25 protein-coding genes are annotated in these 24,225 nt (G+C 73.2%); 16 read left to right on the top strand and 9 right to left on the bottom strand.

What is annotated here, in order from left to right:
• Positions 1–8: 8 nt before the first annotated feature.
• Positions 9–368: an SdpI family protein gene (locus ACIBZJ_RS21335; protein WP_395932085.1), complete on the bottom strand. Its 360-nt coding sequence runs from the start codon at positions 366–368 to the stop codon at positions 9–11.
• A 184-nt stretch (positions 369–552) separates the two neighbouring features.
• On the opposite strand from ACIBZJ_RS21335, the gene ACIBZJ_RS21330 reads away from it, so the two are divergent.
• The 3 genes from ACIBZJ_RS21330 (at position 553) to ACIBZJ_RS21320 (ending at position 2,356) form a co-directional block, all read left to right on the top strand.
• Positions 553–756, top strand: coding sequence for a DUF4287 domain-containing protein (locus ACIBZJ_RS21330; protein WP_395932083.1), 204 nt, complete (start codon positions 553–555; stop codon positions 754–756).
• Positions 756–1,490 (top strand): maleylpyruvate isomerase family mycothiol-dependent enzyme, encoded by a 735-nt coding sequence (locus ACIBZJ_RS21325; protein WP_395932307.1) that lies wholly within the window; start codon positions 756–758, stop codon positions 1,488–1,490. The genes ACIBZJ_RS21330 and ACIBZJ_RS21325 overlap by 1 nt, the downstream gene beginning before the upstream one ends.
• A gap of 71 nt (positions 1,491–1,561) precedes the next feature.
• Positions 1,562–2,356: an alpha/beta hydrolase gene (locus tag ACIBZJ_RS21320; protein WP_395932081.1), complete on the top strand. Its 795-nt coding sequence runs from the start codon at positions 1,562–1,564 to the stop codon at positions 2,354–2,356.
• A 6-nt stretch (positions 2,357–2,362) separates the two neighbouring features.
• Here ACIBZJ_RS21320 and ACIBZJ_RS21315 read toward each other — a convergent pair whose 3' ends face one another.
• The gene (locus tag ACIBZJ_RS21315; protein ID WP_395932079.1) at positions 2,363–3,787 is read right to left on the bottom strand and encodes an RNB domain-containing ribonuclease; all 1,425 of its coding nucleotides are present in this window, start codon (positions 3,785–3,787) and stop codon (positions 2,363–2,365) included.
• Positions 3,788–3,863: 76 nt separating this feature from the next.
• Between ACIBZJ_RS21315 and ACIBZJ_RS21310 the strand changes: the two genes are divergently transcribed.
• Positions 3,864–4,901, top strand: coding sequence for an LLM class flavin-dependent oxidoreductase (locus ACIBZJ_RS21310; protein WP_395932077.1), 1,038 nt, complete (start codon positions 3,864–3,866; stop codon positions 4,899–4,901).
• 158 nt (positions 4,902–5,059) lie between these two features.
• On the opposite strand, the gene ACIBZJ_RS21305 is transcribed toward ACIBZJ_RS21310, so the two are convergent.
• Complete coding sequence (locus tag ACIBZJ_RS21305) at positions 5,060–5,824, bottom strand: endonuclease/exonuclease/phosphatase family protein (protein ID WP_395932075.1); 765 nt, start codon at positions 5,822–5,824, stop codon at positions 5,060–5,062.
• 75 nt (positions 5,825–5,899) lie between these two features.
• Between ACIBZJ_RS21305 and ACIBZJ_RS21300 the strand changes: the two genes are divergently transcribed.
• Both ACIBZJ_RS21300 and ACIBZJ_RS21295 read left to right on the top strand, forming a co-directional pair.
• Positions 5,900–7,636, top strand: coding sequence for a sensor histidine kinase (locus tag ACIBZJ_RS21300; RefSeq protein ID WP_395932073.1), 1,737 nt, complete (start codon positions 5,900–5,902; stop codon positions 7,634–7,636).
• Between the two features lie 60 nt (positions 7,637–7,696).
• The gene (locus tag ACIBZJ_RS21295) at positions 7,697–8,188 is read left to right on the top strand and encodes a GNAT family N-acetyltransferase (RefSeq protein ID WP_395932071.1); all 492 of its coding nucleotides are present in this window, start codon (positions 7,697–7,699) and stop codon (positions 8,186–8,188) included.
• A 104-nt stretch (positions 8,189–8,292) separates the two neighbouring features.
• Here the strand turns inward: ACIBZJ_RS21295 and ACIBZJ_RS21290 are convergent, their stop codons facing one another.
• Positions 8,293–8,694: a DUF6314 family protein gene (locus ACIBZJ_RS21290; protein ID WP_395932069.1), complete on the bottom strand. Its 402-nt coding sequence runs from the start codon at positions 8,692–8,694 to the stop codon at positions 8,293–8,295.
• A 74-nt stretch (positions 8,695–8,768) separates the two neighbouring features.
• Between ACIBZJ_RS21290 and ACIBZJ_RS21285 the strand changes: the two genes are divergently transcribed.
• The 6 genes from ACIBZJ_RS21285 to ACIBZJ_RS21260 all read left to right on the top strand — a co-directional run bounded on the left by ACIBZJ_RS21285 (position 8,769) and on the right by ACIBZJ_RS21260 (position 15,134).
• Positions 8,769–9,173, top strand: coding sequence for a hypothetical protein (locus ACIBZJ_RS21285; protein ID WP_395932067.1), 405 nt, complete (start codon positions 8,769–8,771; stop codon positions 9,171–9,173).
• 133 nt (positions 9,174–9,306) lie between these two features.
• Positions 9,307–10,191 (top strand): alpha/beta fold hydrolase, encoded by an 885-nt coding sequence (locus tag ACIBZJ_RS21280; protein WP_395932065.1) that lies wholly within the window; start codon positions 9,307–9,309, stop codon positions 10,189–10,191.
• 124 nt (positions 10,192–10,315) lie between these two features.
• Positions 10,316–11,011, top strand: coding sequence for an SDR family oxidoreductase (locus tag ACIBZJ_RS21275; protein WP_395932063.1), 696 nt, complete (start codon positions 10,316–10,318; stop codon positions 11,009–11,011).
• A 71-nt stretch (positions 11,012–11,082) separates the two neighbouring features.
• Complete coding sequence (locus tag ACIBZJ_RS21270; protein WP_395932306.1) at positions 11,083–13,440, top strand: WD40 repeat domain-containing serine/threonine protein kinase; 2,358 nt, start codon at positions 11,083–11,085, stop codon at positions 13,438–13,440.
• 63 nt (positions 13,441–13,503) lie between these two features.
• Positions 13,504–14,010 carry a SigE family RNA polymerase sigma factor gene (locus tag ACIBZJ_RS21265; protein ID WP_395932061.1) on the top strand — a complete coding sequence of 169 codons (507 nt, stop codon included), beginning with the start codon at positions 13,504–13,506 and terminating at the stop codon, positions 14,008–14,010.
• Positions 14,007–15,134: a hypothetical protein gene (locus ACIBZJ_RS21260; RefSeq protein WP_395932059.1), complete on the top strand. Its 1,128-nt coding sequence runs from the start codon at positions 14,007–14,009 to the stop codon at positions 15,132–15,134. Before ACIBZJ_RS21265 ends, ACIBZJ_RS21260 begins: the two co-directional genes overlap by 4 nt.
• On the opposite strand, the gene ACIBZJ_RS21255 is transcribed toward ACIBZJ_RS21260, so the two are convergent.
• Both ACIBZJ_RS21255 and ACIBZJ_RS21250 read right to left on the bottom strand, forming a co-directional pair.
• A complete protein-coding gene (locus ACIBZJ_RS21255; protein WP_395932057.1) occupies positions 15,131–16,741 on the bottom strand; it encodes a thiamine pyrophosphate-binding protein in 1,611 nt (536 codons plus the stop codon). The genes ACIBZJ_RS21260 and ACIBZJ_RS21255 overlap by 4 nt on opposite strands.
• On the bottom strand, positions 16,738–17,511 hold the full coding sequence (locus tag ACIBZJ_RS21250; RefSeq protein WP_395932055.1) for a cyclase family protein: 774 nt from the start codon (positions 17,509–17,511) through the stop codon (positions 16,738–16,740). Before ACIBZJ_RS21250 ends, ACIBZJ_RS21255 begins: the two co-directional genes overlap by 4 nt.
• A 101-nt stretch (positions 17,512–17,612) precedes the next feature.
• Between ACIBZJ_RS21250 and ACIBZJ_RS21245 the strand changes: the two genes are divergently transcribed.
• Positions 17,613–18,431 (top strand): hypothetical protein, encoded by an 819-nt coding sequence (locus ACIBZJ_RS21245; RefSeq protein ID WP_395932053.1) that lies wholly within the window; start codon positions 17,613–17,615, stop codon positions 18,429–18,431.
• Here ACIBZJ_RS21245 and ACIBZJ_RS21240 read toward each other — a convergent pair.
• Positions 18,424–19,068 carry a response regulator gene (locus tag ACIBZJ_RS21240; protein WP_395932051.1) on the bottom strand — a complete coding sequence of 215 codons (645 nt, stop codon included), beginning with the start codon at positions 19,066–19,068 and terminating at the stop codon, positions 18,424–18,426. The genes ACIBZJ_RS21245 and ACIBZJ_RS21240 overlap by 8 nt on opposite strands.
• Positions 19,065–20,165: a sensor histidine kinase gene (locus ACIBZJ_RS21235; RefSeq protein WP_395932049.1), complete on the bottom strand. Its 1,101-nt coding sequence runs from the start codon at positions 20,163–20,165 to the stop codon at positions 19,065–19,067. Before ACIBZJ_RS21235 ends, ACIBZJ_RS21240 begins: the two co-directional genes overlap by 4 nt.
• A 109-nt stretch (positions 20,166–20,274) precedes the next feature.
• Between ACIBZJ_RS21235 and ACIBZJ_RS21230 the strand changes: the two genes are divergently transcribed.
• Genes ACIBZJ_RS21230 through ACIBZJ_RS21220 form a run of 3 tightly spaced genes read left to right on the top strand, consistent with a single transcriptional unit; the run spans position 20,275 to position 22,851 of the window.
• Positions 20,275–21,000, top strand: coding sequence for an ABC transporter ATP-binding protein (locus tag ACIBZJ_RS21230; RefSeq protein ID WP_395932047.1), 726 nt, complete (start codon positions 20,275–20,277; stop codon positions 20,998–21,000).
• A complete protein-coding gene (locus ACIBZJ_RS21225; RefSeq protein ID WP_395932045.1) occupies positions 20,997–21,962 on the top strand; it encodes an ABC transporter permease subunit in 966 nt (321 codons plus the stop codon). The genes ACIBZJ_RS21230 and ACIBZJ_RS21225 overlap by 4 nt, the downstream gene beginning before the upstream one ends.
• Before the next feature lie 31 nt (positions 21,963–21,993).
• Positions 21,994–22,851, top strand: a complete 858-nt coding sequence (locus ACIBZJ_RS21220; protein WP_395932043.1) for a hypothetical protein — start codon at positions 21,994–21,996, stop codon at positions 22,849–22,851.
• Here ACIBZJ_RS21220 and ACIBZJ_RS21215 read toward each other — a convergent pair.
• Positions 22,812–24,218, bottom strand: a complete 1,407-nt coding sequence (locus ACIBZJ_RS21215) for a toll/interleukin-1 receptor domain-containing protein (RefSeq protein ID WP_395932041.1) — start codon at positions 24,216–24,218, stop codon at positions 22,812–22,814. The genes ACIBZJ_RS21220 and ACIBZJ_RS21215 overlap by 40 nt on opposite strands.
• Between the last annotated feature and the right edge of the window lie 7 nt (positions 24,219–24,225).

Here is a 24,225-nt window from a genome sequence, read left to right as displayed (position 1 = left end):
GCGCACGCCTACGGTGCGCGGCGGGCGGCGTCGACGGCGGGACGCATCGCGGCCAGAGCCCCACCGACCAGGCCGGCGAGCGCGACCGAGAACAGGCCGATCGCCACCGCCCGCGCTCCGGACGCACCGGCGACCACCGCGCCGAGACCGCCCACGACGCCGGCCGCGGCGCCGATCCGGAGCATCGGCGCGGCCGCGACGTGCGCGGCCGTCCACGCGTCGTCGGACTTCATCGTGACCGGCAGCCGGATGCCGACCAACCCCTGCCGCGGAAGTCTCCGCCGTGCCCCGAGTCCGGCCACGACCCAGACGATCACGCCGACGACCGCGACGAGTGCCCCCGCGACCATCGCGTCGACCATGCTCATCCCGACCTCCCAGCGGCTCGCGCTGAGCCATCGACGGTACGCCGGTCGGGCCAGGCGTCGATACGCACGCCTCCGCCGGGAACCGGCCGCGACGGCAGCCGTACGCTCGGCCGGGAAAGGCGGCGACGACACCGTTTTCTCGTCGCCCGGCCACGGCCTGCGGCGGAAGAACTAGGGTTTTCCCATGCCGGAACCAGTGAAGGGCCCCGCGTCGTACTTCCCCTCGATCGAGAAGAAGTACGGCCGACCGATCAGCGAGTGGCAAACGCTCATCCGGGCGTCGCCCCTGACCAAGCACATGGAGCTGGTCAACTGGCTCAAGGCCGAGCACGGTCTCGGCCACGGCCACGCGAACGCACTCGTCGCCGCCACCCGGCCGGACAAGTGATCGACTACGCGGCCGCGCTCGTCGACGAAGACCGCCGGTTCGCCGACCAGCTGGCCGGCCGGGACTGGTCCGCGCCGGTCCCCACCTGCCCGGGCTGGACTCTCAACCAGTTGCTCCGCCACCTCGGCCGCGGGCACCGCTGGGCAGCCCAGATCGTCCGGGATCGGCGCGACACCGCGCTCGACCCCCGTCAGGTCGAGGGTGGCAAGCCCCCGGCCGACGAGGCCGGTGCTCTCGACTGGCTCCGGGCGAGCGGACGGACCCTGCTCGACGCCGTGGAGACCACCGGCTCCGACACCCCGGTCTGGACGTTCCTCGGCCCCCGCCCGGCCGGCTGGTGGATCCGCCGCCGCCTCCACGAGACCACCGTCCACCGCGCCGACGTGGCGATCGCGCTCGGCCTCCCGTTCGAGATCGACTCCGATCTCGCCGCCGACGGCGTCTCCGAATGGATCGACCTCCTCGTCGCCGAGACCGGGCCCGGCCAGCGCGGCCACGATTCGCTCGAGGCCGGCGTCAGCCTGCACCTGCACGCCACCGATACCGACGCCGAGTGGACGCTGCGCGGCGGGCCGGGCGGCGTCGCCTGCGAATCGGTGCACGCCAAGAGCACGGCGGCGGTACGCGGCCCGGCGTCGTCATTGCTGTTGGGCATCACTGGCCGCAAAACGGTCACCGATGTGTTCGGCGACGAATCAGTGTGGCGAACGTTCCTCGAACGCACCCCGCTGTAATCGCTCTCACCCGATACTTCACCGGGGCAGATCGCGGCTAGCGGTCGCCAATACCGGTGAAAGAAGGCGTCATGGCGGGAACCCCGGTCATTTTTGTTCACGGGCTCTGGGTCCACGCGACGAGCTGGGCCCCCTGGGTCGAGCTGTTCCGCGAGAACGGGTACGACCCGATCGCTCCGGGCTGGCCGGGTGAGCCCGACACGGTCGCCGAGGCCAACGCGAACCCGGACGCGGTCGCCGCACACGGCATCGAGGACGTCGCGAACCACTACGCGGCGATCGCCGAGGCGCTGCCGGTCCAGCCGGTCCTGATCGGGCACTCGTTCGGTGGCCTGCTGGTCCAGAACCTGCTGGGACGCAACCTCGCCAACGCCGCGATCGCGATCGACGCCGCGCCGATCAAGGGCGTCCTCTCGCTGCCGTTCTCCGCGCTGCGGGTGGCGTCGGTCGCGCTGAAGAACCCGGCCAATCGGAACCGGTCGGTCGCGCTCACCGCGGAGGAGTGGCACTACGGGTTCGGCAACGCGATCGGAGAAGAGGAGTCGAACGAGCTGTACGAGCGGTGGGCGATCCCCTCGCCCGGCCGTCCGCTGTTCGAGGCCGCGACCGCGAACTTCGTGCCGCACTCCCCCGCTGCCGTCGACACCAAGAACGAGAGCCGGGGCCCGCTGCTGCTGATCGCCGGCGGCAAGGACCACACGGTGCCGGAGGCGGTCGTCAAGAGCGAGGCGAAGCTGTACCGGAAGTCGTCGGCCGTCACCGACTACACCCAGTTCGACGACCGCGGTCACTCGCTGACGATCGACCACGGCTGGCGTGTGGTCGCCGAATCCAGCCTGGCCTGGCTCCGCTCCCAGGGCCTGTAGGAACGGCTACGCCGGTGTGAACCTGACCCGCCGCGTCGTCGGCTCCGCTTCGATCAGGCGGACGCGGAGCCGCGCGCCGGGGGTGAGTCCGGGACCGGCGCAGCGGGCCCGCACGGGCGGCTCGTCCAGCGCGATCGTGCCGCCCTTGCCCTCGCCCGCGACGTCGATCACGGCGGCGTCGAACTCCTCGCCGACCCGGTCGGCGAGGAGCACGGCCTCGGTCAGGTCGACGACCGCCCGGTCGAACTCGCCGGCTCGCCGGGTGGCGGTGGCCATCGTCGCGGGCAGGCCCGGCAGCGCCGAACGCACCCAGCCGGGCACCGGCCCGCCGGCGAACACCGCCAGGCACACCTCGGTCGCGTACCGGTCGGCGAGCCGGCGCAGGGGCGCGGTGACGTGCGCGTACGCCGCCCCGACCCCGGCGTGGAACGCGAGCTCGGGCCGGCCGTCGAGGAACGCGGTGTAGCCGGCGCCCCGCAGCAGCGTGGCCGCCACGTCCAGGAACGCGGCCCCGCGCGGGTCGGACGCGTCGACGCTCGCGACGACCTGGCCCGGCGTCGCCCCGTCCGGCCAGTCGACGCCGAGCCCCGGCGCCACGGCCCGGATCCGGGCGACGTCCTCGGGGGCGGCGGGCGGGAGCGTGCGCAGGAGCCCGATTCCGGCGTCGAGCATCAGCGTCGCGGCGCACTCGCCGGTCAGCAACGAGACCTGCGCGTTCGCGTGTTCCGACGGGGTCTGGGCCCGCAGCACCAGCCGCCAGCCGCCGTCGTCGTCGCGCTCGACGTCCTGCTCCGGGACGTCGAGGTCGATGCCGCCGCGGTCGAGCATCTTGCGGGCCCGGACGGCGCCGAACGCCGCCAGCCCGGTGAGCGCCTCGGGGCACACGCCCGCGTCGACCTCGGGATAGGAGAGCTGCGCGGTGCTCCGTACGGTGGCGCGCTCGACCCGGACGTCGAGCGGTGTGGCGTCCGCATCGAGTCTGAGCGACCAGACGACCGCGGGCCGGACCTGGCCCGGCAGGAGGCTGGCCGCGCCCTCCGACAGGACCGTCGGGTGCAGGGGGATCCGGCCGTCCGGAAGGTAGAGCGTGACGCCGCGGGTCAGGGTTTCGCGGTCGAGCGCGCCGCCCGGGTGGACGAACGCGGCGACGTCGGCGATCGCGTAGCGGAGCAGGAACCCGTCACCGTCGCGGACGAGGTGGACGGCCTGGTCGAGGTCGCGCGAACCGGGCGGGTCGACGGTGACGAACGGGACGTCGGTGAGGTCGGCCCGGTCGTAGGACGCGGGCGGCTCGGCGGCCTCGGCCAGCGCCTCGGCGGTGAAGTCGGGTGGGGTGCCGAGCTCGGCCCGGATCGCGCCGAAATCGATCTGGGGCGCGCGGATGCGGTGTGTCGGGAGTCCGAGGGAAGGCCGGGTCGGTCCGGAAGTCACCCCCTGACCCTACGGCCGGTGGGTGAGGAGCACGACTCGGCCGTCGAGAAGCTGCCGATCGTGCGGACCGGGCAGAATGGGGCCCGAACCGAAGGAGACGCGCGTGCCTATTCCCACTAAACCGCTACGCCGGCTGGGCTTTCTCACGATCGGCCTGTTCGACGGGGCGAACCCGCGGCCGGGGCACGAGTCGACGCTCGAGATCATCCAGCTCGGCGAGGAGCTCGGGTACGACAGCGCCTGGGTGCGCCACCGCCACCTGCAGTACGGCATCTCGTCGCCGGTCGCGATCCTGGCGGCGGCGTCCCAGCGCACCTCGCGGATCGACCTCGGCACCGCGGTGATCCCGCTGGGCTGGGAGAACCCGTTGCGGCTGGCCGAAGACCTGGCGACGGTCGACATCCTGTCCGGCGGCCGGCTCAACCCCGGCCTGAGTGTCGGGCCGCCGATGCAGTGGGAGCACGTGAAATCCGCGCTCTACCCGGACACGGCCGACGTGGAGGACTTCAGCTACGAGCGGGTGGCCCGGCTGCTGGCCGCGATCCGCGGCGAGCAGATCAGCGACTTCGAGGGCACCCAGGGCTTCGAGGTGTTCTCGAAGCGGGTCGAGCCGCACTCCCCCGGGCTGTCGGGCCGGATGTGGTACGGCGGCGGGAGCCTGCGGTCGGCGCGGTGGGCCGCCGAGCACGGCATGAATTTCCTGACCAGCAACGTGGTGCGGTCGGAGGATTCGCAGAGCTTCGAGGCGATCCAGGCGTCGCACGTGGCCGCGTACCGGGCCGCGCGCCCGGACGGCCGGGTGTCGCAGGGTCTGGTGGTGATCCCGACCGACGGGGCGACGCCGGAGCAGCGCGCGAAGTACGAGGCGTACGTGGCCAAGCGCACGCCCCGCACCTCCGCACCGCAGGGGCCGCAGCAGATGCTGTTCGCCCGCGACCACATCGGCACGTCGGACGAGATCGCCGGGCAGCTGTACGCGAACCCGGCGTTCCGCGAGGTCGACGAGGTCGCGTTCGCGCTGCCGTTCAGCTTCGAGCACGAGGACTACGTCCAGATCCTCACCGACATCGCGACGAAGCTGGGGCCCGCCCTCGGGTGGGCCCCGAACTGGTGACGCCCACGTCCGCGCCGGTGACCCACCCGCTGCCGTTCACCCTGGCCGACGACCTGCGGACGCCCGCCGTTCCGGCCGGACCGCTGTTCGCGGCCGCCGTCGACGGGAGGGCACACGCCGGCGGCGGCGAGGTTCTCCGACGTGGTCGGGCCGGGGTCTCACCGCGGGAGTACCGTCGCCGCGAGCCCGAGGTGGTCGGAAGCCCACAGCCCGGAGAGCTTCCCGGCGAACAGCACTTCCGGGCCGGTCGCGTCGCCGCGGGTCAGCAGGTAGTCGATGCGGTGGCCGCGCGCGCCGGGCGGCAGGAACTCGGGGTGGTAGGTGACCGCGGCCGACCCCGCGAACGGGTCGTGCCAGTCGCCGACGAGCCGCGGGTACAACGGCGAATCGGCCGCGATGTTGAAGTCGCCGGAGACGATCGTGGCGGTCTCGAGCACTGAGTGCAGCAGGTCGAGCTGGTCGCAGTGGAACCGGTAGTAGCGGCTCGTTTCCGACCAGTCGCCGTCGCGGTTCGAGGTCAGGTGGGTGTTGACGATCGTGTGACCGTCCAGCGGCACGGTCAGCATGCCCTGACGGCTCGCGGTGAGCGCGCGACGGGCCCGGAACACGGCCGTGCCGGTGCGGGGAGCGGTACCGCGGAACGAACGGAACACCGGCGGCCCGAGCGGGTGCCGCGAGAACGTGACGAGCCCGCCGGACGGCCCGCCGGTTCGCGTCGGCACGAACGCCACGTGCGGGAACGAGGGCAGGGCCGGCCGCAGCGCGCCTAGCGCTCGGCGTCCCCAGGCCTCTTGGACGTTGAACACGTCGACGGCGGTGTCCTCGATCACGCGGCCGAAGGCGGCCGCGCGCCGCGCCAGCGGCGGCATCCGGGAGAGCAGCGGCGGCAGTCCGCAGACGTTCAGGGTGGCGACTCGGAGCACTCCGGCACGGTATCGGTCGGCGGGCCGTCCCACGGATCCGTATCATGCCTGCCGACGGCATCCCCCGGAGGCGCAGTGGCCACGCGCTCTGTCCTGCCGGTTCCCGGACGCGTGGGACTGGCCGGGTTCGGTACCGGCGCGCTGATCTTCGTCTGCGGCGCGCCCTACTGGTATGAGCACGTGTACGCGGCGCTGATCTCGGTGGTCGCCGCCTCGGTGTTCGCGGCCGCCGGCGGGCTGCTGCTCGGTACCGGTGACACGCGCCAGAGCAGTGGCGTGCTGCTGCTGCTCGGAGCGGTGTTCGGGTCGTTCGCCTGGCTCGCGTCCTGGAACACCGGGTTCCTGCCCTCGTTCGCGTTCTACAGCGAGGGCATCGCCCTGATCGTCTCCGGCGCGGCGGTGTTGTCGTACCCGGTCGGCAGACTCACCGACCGGGTCGACCGTTACTGGGTCTACGCCGCGGTCGCCGTGCTGATCGTGGGTGAGCTGTTCGCCGAACTCGTCTCGCGTCCGGAGTGGAACGGACTGTCGGCTCAGGTGGCCTGGCCCGGCGTCGCGCCGCACCGCGGGCTGTTCGACGCCGTGGTGAACGCGATCGTCGGCGCCCAGCTCGTGCTCGCCGCCTGGTACCTGGTGCTGCTCGTGCGGCGCGGCCGCCTGCTCTCGCGCACGGAGCGCCCGGCCGCGATCCCGGTGCTGATCGCGACCGGCATCACCGCCGCCGCCGTCGCGGCCACCGCGTCGTCCGAGGCGTTCCGGGACGTCGATGCGTTGCTGTCGCTCTACGTCGTGCAGAACACGATCTCGGTCGTGCTGCCGCTGGCGGTGCTCTCCGGCGCGCTCCGCGAACGCTGGCGCGAGGTCGACGCCCCGCACCGCGTCGTCCGCATGACGTCCGCGACGACCTCGGTCGCCACCGTCCGCGACGCGCTCGCCTCCGCGCTCCGCGACCCGTCGCTGCGGCTGCTGTTCTGGGTGCCGGCCGAGGAGGGTTACGTCGACCGGTCCGGCCGCCTGGTCCGTGACCGGCCGGCCGTCACCGGCCGCTGGTGGGCCGAGGCGCGCACCGACGAGCGCCGTCCGCTCGCCCTCGTCCAGCTGGACGACGGTCTGCGCCTGCGCCGGCCGATGGTGGACGCCGTCCTGCGGGCCGGAAGCCAGGCGCTGCTGACCGCCCAGCTCGAGGCCGTAGCGACCGCCCAGCTCGACCAGGTGATGGCCGCCCAGGCCCGGGTCGAGGAGCGGGAGACCGCCGAGCGTCAGCGGTTGGAGAGCGACCTGCGGCTGGGCGCGCAGCGTCAGCTCGCCGCGCTGGCGGATCAGCTCTCGCGCCTGCGGGATCTGCCGGAACCGGCCCGCGAGGTGACGGTCTCCTGTCGCGAGGAGGTGCTGGCCACGATCTCCGATCTGGAGGACCTGGCCCGCGGCCTGCACCCTCCGGTGCTGCGCACCGCGGGTCTGGGTCCGGCGTTGGACGAGGTCGCCGGTCGGCTCGGCCTGGTCGTCGTAGTGGCGGTGGACGCCACGCGCAAGCCGCCGCCGGTGGAGGCGACGGCGTATTTCGCCTTGTGCGAGGGGCTGACGAACGTGGCCAAGTACGCGCCGGACGCGCGGGTCCGGGTCGAGGTGACCGAGACCGACGGGTGGCTGCACGGACTGGTCTCCGACGACGGGCCCGGGGGTGCCCGGGTGGTGGCGGGGGGCGGGCTGGCGGGCATTCGCGACCGGGCGAGAGCACTGCACGGGTCGACGATCGTGGAGAGCCCGCCGGGGTCGGGAACCCGCCTCCGGGTCAGCATCCCCTGCGGCTGATCCGGGCATCGGGCGGTGATTTCGGTTGACCCGCCGTCGTCGCACTGCTGGACTGCGTCGGTGCGAGAGCAATCCGACACGAGCTGGGCGATCCGTACCGCCACCGCCGCTGACCTGCCCGAACTCAAGCGGGTCTACCGGGCCGCCTCCCTGTCCAACGAGGGTGACGCGCCGCTGCTGCTGGCCCGCCCGGAGTTCCTCGACTACGTCGGCGACGACCTCGCCCGGGGCCGCACCCGCGCCGCGGTGCGAGACGACGGCCGGGTTCTCGGGTTCGCCACGCTCGCCCGCGACGCACAGGGCGGCCCGGAACTGGAAGACCTGTTCGTCGACCCCGATCGGCGCCGGGAAGGTATTGCCCGGGCCCTGGTCGCGGATCTGATCCGGACCGGCTGCGACCCGGACGACCGGTACCTGTCGGTGACCGGCAATCCCCACGCCCTGGATTTCTACCGAGCCGTGGGGTTCCTCGAGACCGGCAGAATTTCCACCGCACTGGGCACGGGCCTGCGCATGCGACTCGACCTGACGACGGCGCCGTCGCGACGCTAGGTCGTCGCGGATTCGATGCCCAGGCCGCGCACTGCCGGAAGGGCCGCACACAGCGACCCCACGGCGGCCCGCCCTCGCCTCCGTCCGGACCGGCCCGTGCGGCGTCAGACGCGGGTGAACCGGGTGATCAGACGCTGCTCTTTCGACGGTCCGTGGACGTCCCACAGCGTCCGCATCCGGGTGCCGTCCCGGTCGACGTCGACGATCCCGTCGTACAGATCGGCGCCGCACGGGTGCACGACCGGCACCCCCGGCGTCCACCGATGGAACAACCGGCCGTCCTCGAACAGCATCCACCACTCGCCGTCGATCGAACGCAGCCGCGAGACCCGGCTCACCGGCAGCCGGTTCCCGTCCCAGAGCAGCGTCCCGCTCTCCGCGAGCACCAGGCCCTCGGCCTCCGCGCTGACGATCAGGGCCCCGGAGACCCTCCCGTACCCCCCGCTCCGGCGGTCGGCCACCCGGCGGGCGAGCGTCCATTCACCCACCAGGCCGTACGGATTCACCTGGCCACCGTACTGCCGCCCGGTGCTGACCTGCGAAACTGTGAACAACGATTCAGGAATCGAAGGGACAGTCGATGCGAGCAGTGGCGGCGATGGTCGCGCATTCGGCCCACGTGAAGGCGGGGCTCCTGTACGTGGAGGGCGCCGGCTGGGAGTGGGCCAAATTGCCATCCCTGCCCGCGACCGCCGACGTCACGTTCGCGATCATCCTCGGCGTCGAGCCGGACGAGGTCGACCGCACCAGGGTCCTGCGCATCGAGGTCGAAGGCCCGACGAAGCCGGTCGGCAACGTCGACCACGACTTCGTCGCGAACACCATTCACCAGATCCCCGGCACGCCGATCCACGAGCCGCGCGTCCTCGAGCTGGAAGACCTCCGGTTCGTCGAGTGGGGCCTGCACCGGCTCACCGCGGTCCTTCTCGACGGTGACGCCCGGCACGAGCTCGCCGTCGTCGAGTTCTCGATCGTGTCGGCCTGAGCCGCCACCCCGGAGACGCCGACCTTCGGCCCCCCGCCGACCTTCGGCACCCGCCGCCCCGAGCCCCCGCCGACCCGAGCCCTCGCCGACCGGAGCCCCCGCCGACGGTGCTCCGGGTGAATATCCTCGACGGGTGGACGAATTCGCGTCTCTGACCGAGGTCGCCGACGAACTCGGTCTCCCGCACGATCGAATACCCCCGATACGTCGCCGTCCGGTCGAAGTGTCACCCGGCTGGATGACGAGCGTCGTCACCTGGGGCACCGGCCCGCCGGAACTGGTGTTCCTGCACGGCGGTGGCCAGAACGCCCGCACCTGGGACCTGGTCGCGCTCTGCCTCGACCGCCCGGCCATCGCGGTCGACCTGCCCGGCCACGGCCACTCGTACTGGCGCGACGATCACGACTACGGCCCGGTGCGCAACGCGCAGGCGGTCGCGACGGTCGTCGAGCGGCTCGCACCGGACGCGGCCGCGGTGGTCGGGATGTCTCTCGGCGGGCTGACCACGATCCGCCTCGCGGCGACCCGGCCCGACCTGGTCCGGCGTGCGGTCCTGGTCGACGTCACCCCGGGCTCGCCCGAGGTCGCGGCCCGGATGGACGACCGGCAGCAGGGAGCGGTGGCCCTGACCCACGGTCCCCGCACGTTCTCCGATCGGGACGCCATGGTGGCGGCCGCCGTGGCCGCCTCCCCTCGTCGCCCGGCCACGGCCGTGCGGCGGGGCGTCGTCCACAACACCAGACAGCTGCCCGACGGACGCTGGACCTGGCGCTACGACCAGCCCCGCACGGGCATCACGGACTCGGTCGGGCTGCTCTGGGAAGACCTGGCCTCGCTGACGATGCGGGTGCTGCTGGTGACGGGGGCGGAGTCTGAGTTCGTGTCCGGGCCCGACCTGGCCGAGGCCCGGCGGCGGTTGCCGTCGATGCGGGTGGAGACCGTCGACGGAGCGGGTCACGCCGTACAGAGCGACCGGCCGCAGGAGCTGGCCGCGCTGATCCAGGGGTTCGTCCGCTGACGGCCACCCGAGGCCCGCAGAACCGCTCCGGACGAGCGCCCGGGGGCGGCCAGGTTTATTCCGGTAAGTTGGATGATCCAACTCACTCTGGTGTCGACAGAAGCAAAGTGCATACGCTTACGTCATGACGACAATCAAGGGCGCCGTGGCGCTGGTGACCGGTGGGCAACGCGGGCTGGGCAAGGCCTTCGTCGAGGAATTGCTGGCGGCCGGAGCGGCGAAGGTCTACGCGACCGCTCGCAAACCGGTCGAGTCGGAGGACCCGCGGATCGTTCCGCTCCCCCTCGACGTGACCGATCCGGCCTCGGTAGCCGCGGTGGCCGCACAGGTCGGCGACGTCACCCTGGTGATCAACAACGCCGGGACGACTGTCCGGGGCCCGCTGCTCGGCGCCTCCCGTAACGATCTCGAAGAAGTGTTCGCGACCAACGTGTTCGGGGTCGTCGCGGTCTCCCAGGCCGTCGCGCCGATCCTGGCCCGGAACGGCGGCGGGGCACTGGTGAACGTCGCCTCGGTGCTGTCGTGGGTCGCCGGCGCGGGCGTGTACGGCGGCTCGAAGGCGGCGCTCTGGTCCGTGACGAACACGCTGCGCCTGGAGCTGGCCAGGCAGAACACGCAGGTGGTCGGCGTCCACCTCGGGTACACCGACACCGACATGACCCGCGCGCTCGACGTTCCCAAGAACGACCCGCTGGACGTCGCCAGGGACACGATCGCCGCGGTCGAGCGGGGCGAGACCGAGGTGCTGGCCGACGAGGTGAGCCGCGTCTACAAGGCGGCGCTGTCCGGACCGGTGGAGGGACTTGCCCTTCAGGGGTGACGAATCGTGCTGCGCCCTGAAACAGTGACGTGCGTCGTGGAGCGTCTCTACTAAGGACGTGCGTGCTGGTGATGATCGATCGCTCGCAGATCGCGGACGCGTTGCCCGGCTACGACATCGGGGAACAGATCGGGCAGGGCGCGCACGGCGTGGTCTACTCGGCGCGGCATCGGCGGCTGAACGCGCAGCGCGCGGTGAAGGCGATCGTGCTGACCGACGACCCGTCCGGGGACGTCGCCCGGCGGTTCCTCGCCGAGGCCCAGATCATGACCGAGCTGGACCATCCGCATCTGGTCCGGGTGCTGGAGTTCGCCGAGCACGAGTCGGTGCAGCTCGTCGTGATGGAGTACCTGGCCGGCGGGAGTCTGGCCGACCGCCTCGGCGAGCATCCGGCGCCCGAGCGGGCGTGCGCGTGGGCGCTGGCGATCGCGGACGCGTTGACCGCCGTGCACGAGCGGGGCGTGATCCATCGGGACGTGAAGCCGAGCAACATCCTGTTCACCGGCGACGGGCTGTTGAAGGTGAGCGACTTCGGGGTCGCGAAGGTGTTCCAGGAGACCGCGTCGGCGACGTCCGGGCTGGTGGGGACGCCGCAGTACATGGCGCCGGAGCAGATCACGGGGCAGCGGCCGGTGCCGGCGACCGACCTGTACGCCACCGGCACCACGCTGTACCGGCTGCTGGCGGGCCGGACGCCGTTTCCGGAGCACCTGTCGACGCCTGCGCTGATCCACCACCAGCTGGACGTGCGGCCGGAGCCGCTGGACGGGGTGGCGCCGGAGGTGGCGGGGGTCGTGCTGCGGACGCTGGCGAAATCCCCGGACGACCGGTACCCGACGGCGCACGAGTTCGCGGTCGCGCTGGCCCGCGCGGCGACCGCGGATTTCGGCCCGGATTGGCTGGAGCGGTCCGACGCCCCGCTCCGGGTGAGCGCCACCCTCCTCCGCGCTGCCACCCGACCCGCCCCGAACACGCCCGCGCCGAGCAGCCCCGCGCCGAGCACGCCCGCCCCGGGCAGCCCCGCGCCGGTCGGCGAGGGAACACCGCCGGGGGCGAGCCGGCCGATCTCGTCCGTTGGCGAGTACGGCCTCTACGTCCCACCCCGCGGTCACGCCACCGGCTCCTACCCCGTGGTCCCCCCGCCGGCCGCGCCCCCACCACCGACGCAGCCGCCGGTGCCGCCGTCGATGCCGTCATCGATGCCAGCAGTGCGGCCGGTTCCACCCCCGGGCTACCGCCCCGTCCCACCCCGCCCCGTCCCGGTCGGTCCCGTCCCCTTCGGTTCCGGCTCGGCCGGTCCGGGCGCGCCCTACCTCCCTCAGCGCCCCGCCCCGGGCCAGCCACGGGGCAACCGGGGCCGGCTCGTCGCCGCGCTCTCGGCCGCCACCGTCGTGCTCCTCGCCGGCGTCGGCTATCTGGTCTGGCTCGCCTGGCCCGAGGACGACGGCACCGGCAAGTGGACGGCCGCCGCCGCGACCGAGTCCGCCTCTCCCACCCCCACGATCACCCTGCCGCCCCGCCAGCCCCTCACTCCCGCCACCGACGCCAAGACCCTGCTCACGCTCCCCGGCCACGCCGACGTCGTCTTCGACCTCGCGTTCAGCCCCGACGGCAAGCGCCTGGCCTCGGTCGGCCACGACGGCACCGCCCGCCTCTGGGACGCGGAGTCCGGCGCCCCGATCGGCGCGCCGATCGTCCCCGGCGGCAGCAAGTACCTCCAGGCCGTCACGTTCACGGTCGACGGCTCCCGCTTCGTCACCGAGGGGCGCGACTCCGGCGAGCAGTTCTGGGACACCCAGACCGAAGGCCCGGTCGAATCCTCACCCGGCCCCGACACCTACGGCGTCTACGACCTCGCGTTCAGCCCGGACGGCTCGATGCTCGCGGCCGCCGCCGGGAGCGGCAACGTCCGGCTCGTCAACGCCAACCGTCCGGCCGACCCGATCCGGCAGCTCAGCGTCTCCCCCGGCAAGCCGGTCTACTCGCTCTCGTTCGGCAGCGACGGCCGTCTGGTCACCGGCGACGGCGGCCGCACCGTCCAGATCTGGGACGCGGTCTCCGGCAAGCGCGTCGGCGCACCGGTCGGAGGATTCGGCGACTCGGTCCGCTCGGTCGCGTTCAGCCCCGACGGCAAACTGTTCGCCGCCACCGACGAGAAGCAGGTCCAGCTCCGCGACGCCGGGACCCGCGGCCTGATCCGCGCCGGCCTGCCCGACGTGAACACGGTCACGTTCAGCCCGGACGGCAAGGTCCTCGCCGCCGCCGCGCTCGACGGAATCCACCTCTGGGACGTCGCCACCGGCGCCGACCGCACGCTGCCCAGCTTCGTGCAGTACGGCTCCCGCTTCGCGCTCGCGTTCAGCCCCGACGGCAAGCGCCTGGCCGCGTCCGCCAACAACGACATCACGATCTACGACTTGGTTCGCTGAGCACCTCCACACCGAGCGTCTCTCGCCGCGTCTACATTTCGACGGCGGACGAGAGGACCACGGGTGCCGACCACACCGACCACGGCGAGCTTCGACGATTACGTCGCGGCCCGCGGCACGGCGCTGTTGCGCTTCGCCTACCTACTCACCGGCGATTACCACCTCGCCGAAGACATGCTGCAAGAAGCGCTGGCCAAGGTGCACCGGCGCTGGTCACACCTCGACGACGCCGGGCGCCCGACGGCCTACGTACAGAAAGCGATCCTGCACCAGTACCTGTCCTGGCGACGCCGGCGGTCCTCCGGCGAGACGCCGATCGCGTCCGCGCCCGAGCGCCCGACCGTCGACCACGCCGAACAGCACGCCGACCGCACCGAGCTCTGGCACGCGCTCTCCACGCTCCCGCGCCAGCAGCGCGCCGTCCTCGTCCTGCGCTTCTACGAGGATCTCGACGACACCGAGATCGCGCGTCTGGTCGGCTGTTCGGTCGCCACCGTCCGCAGCCACGCCAGCCGCGGCCTGGCCGCACTCCGCACGTCGGCCCAGCTGGTCCGAGGGGAGGCCCGATGAACGAGATCGAGAACAGCGTCCGCCTGATGCTGACCGAACGCGCCGACGCCGTACCGGAGAGGTACGACCTCCTGAGCGGCGTCCGGCGCACGATTCGCCGCCGCCGCACCCGCCGCCGGGTCGTGACCGGCTCCGCACTGGCGGTCGCGCTGCTCGCCGCGGGCACCGCCACCTGGAGCGTCCATGGCCCCGACGACCACCTGGTCCCGGCCGATCGTCCGCCCTCGCCCGTCACCGCGAGCGCCACCCCGGTGACCGGGCTCACGGCGCCGGCCTCGCCGATCAGCCTCGGCCGTCTCCCGGACGGATTCGGCCCGCCGACCGTCACGCTCGACTCGCCCTTCAGCTGGACGCTCACCGCGACCCGGCCCAGCCCCCCTGCCACGATCGAGGTCCAGGTCAGTACCGAAGAGCTCACGGCGCGGGACGGCGCGTGGCAGAAGTACGCGAATTTCTCCACGATCGAGATCGCCGGTACGAAGGCCTCGCTCGCGACGGTCCCCTACCACCCGGGCTGGCCGGACGCATCCCACCAGTCCTACCTCGGCGCCTACTTCGAGGTCACGTATCAGCGCAAGCCTCGGCAGTGGGTCCGGATCGAGGCCTACGACCGCGACCACGAGACCCTCGATCCGAAGATCACCATGGACGACCTGCAAGTGATCGCGACCGGCCTGGCCGACCGCCCGTCGCCGGTGACCGACCTGCTCCGCTTCCCGGCCCTCCCGGCGAACCTGACGATCGGCGCCCTCGCCCCGGACCACGAGGTCGCCGGCACCGCCTCGGCGCTGCTCGTCTACGCCGTGAGTGCGCCCGCGCCCGTCAACCGGCCTTACGGCGCGACGCAGTGGGACCTCACCAGCGCGCCGATCGCCGTGCTGGTCGGCGCCGACCAGTACGCCGTCACGGGCCTCGGGGCGAACCCGAAGACATTCACCTCGTTCCAGGTCGACGGCCACGAAGTGCGCCGCTACGGGGAGGGCTACCCGGGCCGCTGGGTCCTGACCACGTCGTTCGGCCGGGACCGGACGATCGCACTCTCCGTCATGGAGAAGTTCCCGCTCTCCGAGAAACGCGCCGCCCGCACCCTGCTGGCGATCCGCCCCGGAGCCGACTTCCGTTAGTGCCCGCGGAACGCCTCCGCGAGCCACCACGAACCGCCGTCGTTCGCGACCTTCGCGTCCAGCAGCAGCGCCGACCTCCGGTCCCAGGTGTCCAGGACCGCGAGGTCGGCGCGCGTGCGCACGGTCGCGCCCTGCAGGCCGTACCCGCGGGCGATCGCCGCGATGTCGGTGTCCGGGAACGTCACCGTGGCCAGGTCCGCCGACGGTCCGAAGTGGTGGATCTCGGCCCCGTACGCGGCGTCGTCGTAGACCACGATCAGCAGCGGCAGCCCCAGCCGGGCCACGGTGTCGAGTTCCACGGCCGACATCAGCAGCCCGCCGTCGCCGGTCCCGAGCACGGTCAGCCGGTCCGGCCGGGCCAGCGCCGCACCCACCGCGGTCGCCAGCCCCAGCCCGATCGACTGGAACGCCTGCGTGAAGCAGAACCCGGCCTCGTCCGGGACCGAGAGGAACGCCGCCGGGTAGCCCATGAAGTTGCCCGAGTCCACCGCGACGGTGCGCTCGGCCGGCAGCAGCCCGTCCAGTGCGACCGACAGCTCCCGCGGGTCGATCCGGTCGGCCGTCGACAGATCGAACGGTCCCCAGCCCGGCCCGCCGGCCAGCCGCGCCGCCACCTCGGCGGTGCGGTAACCCGGCTGCGACTCCACGAGCGGGAGCACGTCCCGCGCCGTCGCCCCGACGTCGCCGTGCACGCCGAGGTCGATCGGGCGGTTCGCTCCCAGCGCGTCCGACTCGGAATCGACCTGCACCAGACGCGTGCCGTCGCCGATGAGGCGGCCGTGGCGCATCGTCCACATGGTCAGCGAGCAACCCCAGCCGACCAGCAGGTCAGCACCCCGGATCAGGTCCGCGGTGACCGGGGCCGAGAACCCGCCGGAAATCCCCAGGTCGAACGGATCACCCGCGAACAGACCCTTCGCCACCGCGGAGGTCGCGACGAGCGCACCCGTCCGCCCGGCGAGCTCCCGCAGCACCGGCCCGTGGCCCCGGGCTCCGCGCCCGCCGAGGAACACCGGCCGTTCCGCGGCGGCGAGCGCCGCGGCCAGCGCGTCCACGGCGGCAACCCCGGGCCGCACCGGCTCCGGCGGTGCCGGGATCACCACGTCGCCGGGTGCCGCCTCCTGCGCCTGCACGTCCAACGGCAGGTTCAGGACGACGGCCCGCCGGCCGTCGCGGGCCGTGCGCCAGGCCCTCCGGACGTCGTCGACGACGGTCGAGGCGCCGTACACGCGGTCCGGCACGGCGCCGACGCTCGCCACCAGCGCGTCCTGGTCGATGCGGAAGTTCGACCGCACCGACGAGGCCGCGGTGTCGGCGGTGAGCACGAGCAGCGGCGTGCGCGACTTCGCGGCCTCGGTGAGGCCGGTCATCGCGTTCGTCAGCCCGCAACCCTGGTGCAGCGACACCACTCCGACGCCGCCGCTGGTGCGCGCGTAGGCGTCCGCCATCGTGGTCGCGCCACCCTCGTGGCGGGTCGCGACGAACTCGACCCCGGCCGCCCGCAGCGCGTTCGTGACGTGGAAGTTGCCGCTGCCGACGACGCCGAAGGCGTAGCGCGCGCCGAGGCGCCCGACCAGGGTGCCGACGACCCCGGCCACGGTCGTCACCGCTCGACCAGCGCGAACACCCGGCTCGGGCTGCCGGTCCCCCCGACGATCGGCAACGGGCTGACGACCAGCACCGCACCGGTCGCGGGCAGCCGCTCCAGGTTGCGCAGCTGGGTCAGGCCGTACGTACCGGCCTCGAGCAAGAAGTAGTGCGCCGGGAACGGCGGTTCGAAGCCCCCGGCGGCGCCGGCGTCGATGCCGACGGTCTCGACGCCGAACCCGGCGATCGTCCGCTCGGACGCCAGCCACTGGGCGGCCTTCGCCGACGGCCCCGGGGTGTGCGGACCGTTCTCGTCGGCGTTGAGGAACGCGGCCGCGTCCTCCTGCCGGACGCTCCAGCCGGTCGCCAGCAGCAGCCAGGCGCCGTCCGGGATGCGGCCGTGGTCGGCCTCCCAGGCCAGCAGGTGCTCGGGCTCGAGCAGGAAATCGGGGTCGGCGGCCACCCCCGCCCGGACGTCGACGACGACGACCGGTCCGATCAGCTTCGACGGCGGGATGACGTCGACGGTCTCGCCGTCGCGCGCCGAGATCCAATGCGCGGGCGCGTCCAGGTGGGTACCGGTGTGCTCACCGGTGTGGATGTTGTTCCACTTCCAGGCCGGACCGGCGTCGTCGAACGCGCTCACCGTCTCCAGGCTGAGCGGGATCGTGTTGGCGAACGGCGGCGGCAACTGCAGGACCGGCGTCGACGGGCTGAGCGGGGCGGTCAGGTCGACCACCTCGACGTCGGCCGAACCCAGTGCAGCCACCAAATCGGACAGAACAGACACCAAGACCTCCCGGGACGACTGGCTGACACCGTAGCCGGAACGGCGGCACGACCAGCGGGGATCCCGTGCTCCGGTTGCGGCCCGGAATTACCGTTCGTGCCATGACCGACGTGGCGCCGGAGGTGCTGGCCCGGCTCGTCCGGCGCAGCCGCGTACTCGCCGTGGCCCTGGGCCTCGCCGGGTTCGGCTACGCCGTACTCGTGCCGTTCGTGTTCGACGACTGGCCGCGGGGCGAGCAGTCCGCGGTCCTCGACACCGCGCTGTTCCTGGTGGTGTTCGTGGCGCCGCTGCTGGCGCTGCCCGCCGTGCACTCGGCAGTGTTCCGGCGGGCGTGCCGCCGCCCCCGCCCCGGCTTCGCGCTCGGACGCTACGACGAGCAGCCGGCGTTCGCCGCACCGCTGACGCCGAGGATCGCCGGGCCGCTGGTCGTCGTGCTCTTCGAGGTCGCCGGAGCGGTGGTCCCGATCGGGGCGACGCCGGTCGCGGACGCGGTCGTCCAGATCGTGCTGGCCGTGCTCCTGGTGGCGTCCGCGCTCGTGGTGTCGCTCTCCCCTCCCCCGCTGCGGCTCACCACCGACGGCGTGGTCGTGACCGGGCTCCGGACCCGGCTCGTTCCCTGGGACGCGTTCGCGCCGGGCGGGCCGGCCGGGCCGGAGACCCGGCCGGATGCGCTCTGGCTGCAGGCCCGCGCCGGCAGCCAGGGGCTGGGCCGCTCGTGGCCGACCGACGTCCGCGGGCGGCCGCCGGCGCCCGGCCAGGCCTGGTACCGGCTGCGCCTGGGTGCGGTCCTCGTCGATCCGGAGTTCCTGGCCCGCAGCGTGCGCACCTATCGGAGCAACCCGCGCCTCCGCCCGGCGATCGGCACCGACGAGGGTGTGCACGACCTGTTCGGCTTCGCCGTGGGCACTTCCCCTAGCTGACCACCTGGTTCTCCCAGGCCCAGGCGGCGATCTGGACGCGGTTGCGGACATCGAGCTTGGTCTGGATACCGGAGACGTGTCCTTTGACCGTGCTGAGCGAGATGAACAGATCGGCGGCGATCTCGCGGTTGGTGCGGCCGCGGGCGACGGCTCGGACGACGTCGAGTTCGCGGTCGGTGAGAGGCCGGTCTGGGCTTGTTATTTTTGACGGCGCGCGGAACGCCCGGAGCAGCCGGACCGTCACGCTCGGGGACACCAGCGCGTCACCGGCGTCCGCGGCCCGCACCGCCTCGACCAGCAGCGCCGGGCCGGCGTCCTTGAGCAGGAAGCCGACCGCGCCCGAACGGAGCGCGCCGTAGACGTACTCGTCGGTGTCGAACGTCGTGACGACGACGACCCGGAGGGGGTCGGGCACGTGCGGCCCGGCCAGCACCCGGGTGACCTCGAGACCGTCGAGCCGGGGCATCCGGATGTCGACCAGGCAGACGTCCGGCCGGTGCTGCCGGGCCAGCGCGACCGCCTCGGCCCCGTCGGCGGCCTCGGCGACCACCTCGAGATCGTCCTGGTCCTCCAGGATCATCCGCAGCCCGCTGCGCACCATCGCCTGGTCGTCGGCGATCAGTACCCGGATCGTCATCGGGGCAGCTCGGCGCGGACGGACCAGCCGCGGCCGTCGCGCGGGCCGGCCCGCAGCGTCCCGCCCAGGGACTCCACCCGTTCGCGCATGCCGATCAGGCCGTAGCCGGAGCGGCCGGCCCGCCCGGGCGGGGGCGCGTCGTCGGTGACCTCGACCGTGAGTCCGTCCCGGGCCTCGGCGACGATCACCGACACCGACCCGGCGGACGGCGCGTGCCGCGACACGTTCGTGAGCGCCTCCTGGACCACCCGGTACACGGTGCTCGTGACCTCCGGCGGCCACTCGCCGAGCGTCACGTCCCGGTGCAGCACCGGGCCGCCGCGCCCGGCGAAGCGGTCGAGGAGCGCGGGTAGTTCCTCGGCGGTCCGGGGTGCGGCGTCGCCGGTGTCGCGCAGCACCCCCACCACCCGCCGCATGGCCGCGAGCGCCTCGGTCCCGGCCGATTCGATTCCGGCCAGCGGCGCACCGAGCGGTGCCAGCGCGGTGTCGCGGCGGGCCGCCAGCCGGGCCGCCTGCGCCTGCACCACGATCCCGGTCACGTGGTGCGCGACGACGTCGTGCAGCTCGCGGGCCAGTTCCAGCCGTTCCTCCCGCCGCACCAGGTCACGGGCCGCCCGCCGCCGTTCGTCCACCACCCGGGCCCCCAGCCCGGCCGCGACGGCCGCGACGGCCAGCACCGCGTTCCCCACCGGCACCGGCGCCAGCCCACTGACCGCCATGCTCGCCACCGCCACCGCGATCCCCCCGGCCGCCACCGGGACGCCGACGAACCGGCCGGCTCCGGCCTGCCCGCCACCGCCTCCGCTCCCGCGCACGGACGTCGCGATCAACACGGCCAGGGCGAGGGCCGCCACCGGGCTCGGTTCGTCGGGCCACCCGAACACCGCTCCGGCACCGGTCGCCGCGCCCGCCACGACCAGGGCCGCCACCGACGCGGGCACCAGCCGGCGATGCCGCGCCAGTGCGCAGGCGGTCACCAGCACGCCGCTCACCGCCCCCGGCACCCAGTAGGCCCCGCCCCAGCTCACCCGGATCGCCACCGCGGTGAGCACCACACCGGCGCCGCACACCGCGCCGAACAGAAGTCGCGTCCACACCCGAGCAGGCTACGAAATCCGCACGCCGTCCCGAACCGGTCAGAAGTACTGGCCGAACCCGTCTTCCGACCGGCGCGGCCCGGAGGCGCCCGGCCCGAGGCTCGAAACCATGGAACCCACTCCCGTCCTCTCCGCCGACGGCCTCGGCAAACGCTACGGACGCCGGGCCGCGCTCTCCGACTGCACGCTGTCGGTCCCCCGCGGTCGCATCGTCGGGCTCGTCGGCCCGAACGGCGCAGGCAAGTCGACGCTCCTCCAACTCGTGTGCGGTCTGCTGGCCCCGACGAGCGGCTCCCTGCGCGTGCTCGGCGCGCCTCCGGCGGCCGGTGCCGCCCACCTCGCGATGGTCGGCTTCGTCGCCCAGGACGCGCCGGTCTACGCGAGCCTCTCGGTCGCCGATCACCTGCGCCTCGGCGCGCACCTCAACCCCCGCTGGGACAACGCGCTCGCCGAGCGCCGGATCGCCGAGATCGGCGTCGAGCCGGGCCGGAAGGCCGGCCGGCTCTCCGGTGGCCAGCGTGCCCAGCTCGCGCTCACGCTGGCCGCGGCGAAGCGTCCCGAGCTGCTGATCCTCGATGAGCCCGCGGCCGCGCTGGACCCGCTCGCGCGGGTCGAATTCCTCCGTCACCTGCGCGACTCCGTCGCCGAGCTGGGGGCCAGCGCCGTGCTCTCCTCCCACCTCCTGTCGGACGTGGAACGGGTCTGCGACTACCTGATCGTGCTGGCCGACGGACGGGTCCGGGTGGCGGGCGACGTCCGGGACCTGCTGCGCGGCGGGCCGCACACGTCGCTGGAGCAGCTCGTCCTCGCGAACCTGGCGGCGGTGACCCGATGATCTGGCTCAGCTGGCGACAGTTCCGCACCCAGGCGATCGCGGCCGGCGTCGCGCTGGCCGCGGCAGCGGCCGCACTGATCGTGATCGGCCTCACGATCCGGCAGGACCCGTATCTGGACTGCACCGCGAACTGCGGGAACCTGGCCGCGGAATTCCGCGATAAATGGGTCAACTTGCTGTACTTCGTCGACGCCGGGCTGCTCGTTCTCCCGGCGGTCCTCGGCATCTTCTGGGGCGCTCCGCTGGTCGCCCGCGAGCTGGAGTCCGGCACGCACCGGCTGGTCTGGAACCAGAGCGTCACCAGGAACCGCTGGCTGGCGATCAAGCTGCTGGTCGTCGGTGCGGCCGCCGCGCTCACCGCCGGTCTGGCCGGCGCGCTGCTGACCTGGGCGGCGTCCCCGTACGACGCGGTGGCGGGCGACCGGTTCTCCGGGCTGATCTTCGGGCTGCGCAACCTCGCCCCGATCGGCTACGCGGTCTTCGCGTTCACCCTCGGGACGACGCTGGGCCTGCTGCTCCGGCGGACGCTCCCGGCGATGGCGCTGACCGGCCTGCTGGTGATCGTCGTCCAGATCCTGGTACCGACGACGCTGCGCCCGCACTTCCTGACTCCGGAGACGCGCGAGGTACCGATGACCGCCGGGGTCGTCGCGAACCTGAGCTTCCTCGGCAGCGACGCCGACATCAGTGGCCTGTCGATGCCGGACGCCCTGATCGTGTCCACGAGCCGGCTCCTCGGCGCCGACGGTCGCGTGGTCGACCTCGATCGGTACCACGAGTGCGTGGCGGGCCCGCCGGAGACCGCACCGGCCTGCCTCGAGAAGCTGAACCTGCACGTGCGGGCGGTCTACCAGCCGCCGAGCCGATACTGGACATTCCAGACACTGGAGCTCGGCCTCTACCTGGTGCTGGCCCTGCTGCTCGCCGGGTGGGCCCTCGGACGAATTCGTCCGAGCCGGTAGTCCCGCAACCTGGAGTGTCTATTCTCGCCTCATGCTCGGATACGCGCCGGAAGAGTTCGATCGCCTCGTCCGGCGCGGCCGAGCGCTGGCGTTGTTACTCGGTGTCATCACGTTTGCTGTCGTCGTGACGGCGAAGGCCGGGGGGCTCGGCTGGTTCCCGGCCGACCCCTGGTACGTGAACCTCGGCCTCTTCCTCGCGACGACCCTGTCGGTCATCGGCGGACTTCCGCTCGTCCACACCGCGGTGTTCTGGCGGGCGTGCCGGCCGCCGCGGCCGGGCTTCGCGATCGGACGGTACCGGGGGCGGCCGGTCTTCGCCTCGCCGATCAGCCCGCTGTTGGCCGGATGGGTGTTCATCTCGCAACTCGGGGTCCTCGGGATGATCCTGCCGGTCGGCTCGACGTGGTCGGGATCGGCGTCCGACGACGATCCGCCGTTGCGCACGATCCTGGTCGTGTTCGCGGCGATCGCGCTGGGCCTGCATCTGTGGGCGCTGTTCCGGCCGCCCGCCCTGCGCCTCACCGCGGACGGCCTGATCCTCAACACGCGGATCCCGTGGGGACGGACGATTCCGTGGGACGCGTTCGCACCCGGCGGCCCGACCGGCCACGAGGCCCGGCGCGGGCTGGTCTGGCTCCAGGCCCGCCCCGGAACCCGCAGCCTCGGCGCTCCGCACCCCGTCGACCTGTACGGACGCCCGCCGCTGCCGGGCTACTTCTGGTACCGGCTGAAGCTGGGCAACACGCTGGTCGACGCCGAGTTCCTGGCCCGCGCGTTACGGACCTACCGCGACGACCCCGCGGCGCGGGCCGAGATCGGCACCCCGGAGGGCCTCCCCCGCCTGCAGGCTCAGGCGCCCGCGGTGAACGTCCAGATCCGGGCGGTCTGATCGTCGCCGCCGGTCGCGACCCGGGCGCCGTCCGGACTGAACGCCAGGCAGTGGATCGGCCCGGTGTGCCCGGCCGGTGAATCGCCGAGCGATCGGCCGGTGACCGGGTCCCAGAGTCGCAGGGACCCGTCCCAGCCCCCGGTGGCGAGCAGGCCGTCGGGTCCGAACCCGACCGCGTTGACCGCGCCGCGGTGGCCGATCAGTGGGCGGTGACGTTCGAGGCCGGTGGTCTGGTCCCACAACCGGACCGTGCCGTCGTTGCTCCCGGCAGCGAGGATCGACCCGTCCGGGCTGAACGCCACCGACCACGTCGTGGAGGACCGCCCGCCGGAGGCCGCGCCGGACGTCTCCTCGCCCGTCAGGACGTTCCAGACCCGCACGGTCCGGTCACCGCTGGTGGTGGCCAGCAGCGACCCGTCGGGGCCGAACGCCATCGAGAGCACGAGCGAGCGGTGGCCGGAGAAGGACGGCGGGACGTCGGTCCCGGTGGACGGGCGCCAGAGAGTCACCCCGCCGCGGCCGTCCCCGACCGCTATCCGCGAGCCGTCGGGGCTGAACGCCATCGACCAGATCGCGACCACCCCGCTGCCGTCGGTCCGTCGTGCCACCCGGTGCCGGGCGCCGTCGCGGACTCCGCTGTCGCGGTTCAGATTCCAGGTACGAACGGTCCCGTCGTCGCCTCCGGTGGCCAGCAGGGTGCCGTCCGGGCTGAACACCGCCGCGCGCACGGTGCCGGTGTGACCGGTCCGCGGTGGGTGGGCCGGGCGGCCGGTCGCCGGGTCCCAGAGCCGCACCAAGCCGTCGGCGCACCCGGTGGCCAGCAGGCGGCCGTCCGGGCTGAACGCGACCGCGCGTACCGGCCCGCCGTGCGCGAGCGACGTCCCGGCTACCGGCGTCACCGCGGCCGCTGACGCAGTACGCTCCGGAATCCGGCGCGCGCTGAACACCACGTTCCGCCGGGAACCACCGGGCTGACCGGCGTCACTCACGGGCGCGGCGCCGCCGAGCTGGCTGAGCAGCGAGACGCCCGGCAGGAGCCCGCCCCGGACGTCGACGTGGTGCACTCCGGCGAGTACGAGCGGCGCGGTGCAGTCGGCCAGCAGCAGCGGGATGATCCGCTTGCGCTGATCCGCGGCGTAGTGCAGCTCGCGGCGCACCCATTTCGAGCTCGCCGAGGCCGGTGTCAGCACCACCAGCACGACGTCACAGGCGCCGATCCGCCGCTCGATCTCCTCGGCCCAGGCGGCGCCGCCGGGCAGCGCGAGATCCCACCAGGCATCGATCGACGCCGACCGGAGGTGACCCGCGAGCTTCTCGACGTACGGCCGGTCGGCACGGGCGTAGCTGAGGAACACCGACGCCTCCACCGGACCA

It is taken from the genome of Cryptosporangium sp. NPDC051539 (genome assembly GCF_044454545.1).
Taxonomy (GTDB): domain Bacteria; phylum Actinomycetota; class Actinomycetes; order Mycobacteriales; family Cryptosporangiaceae; genus Cryptosporangium.
This window is presented reverse-complemented; position numbering and strand designations above follow the sequence as displayed.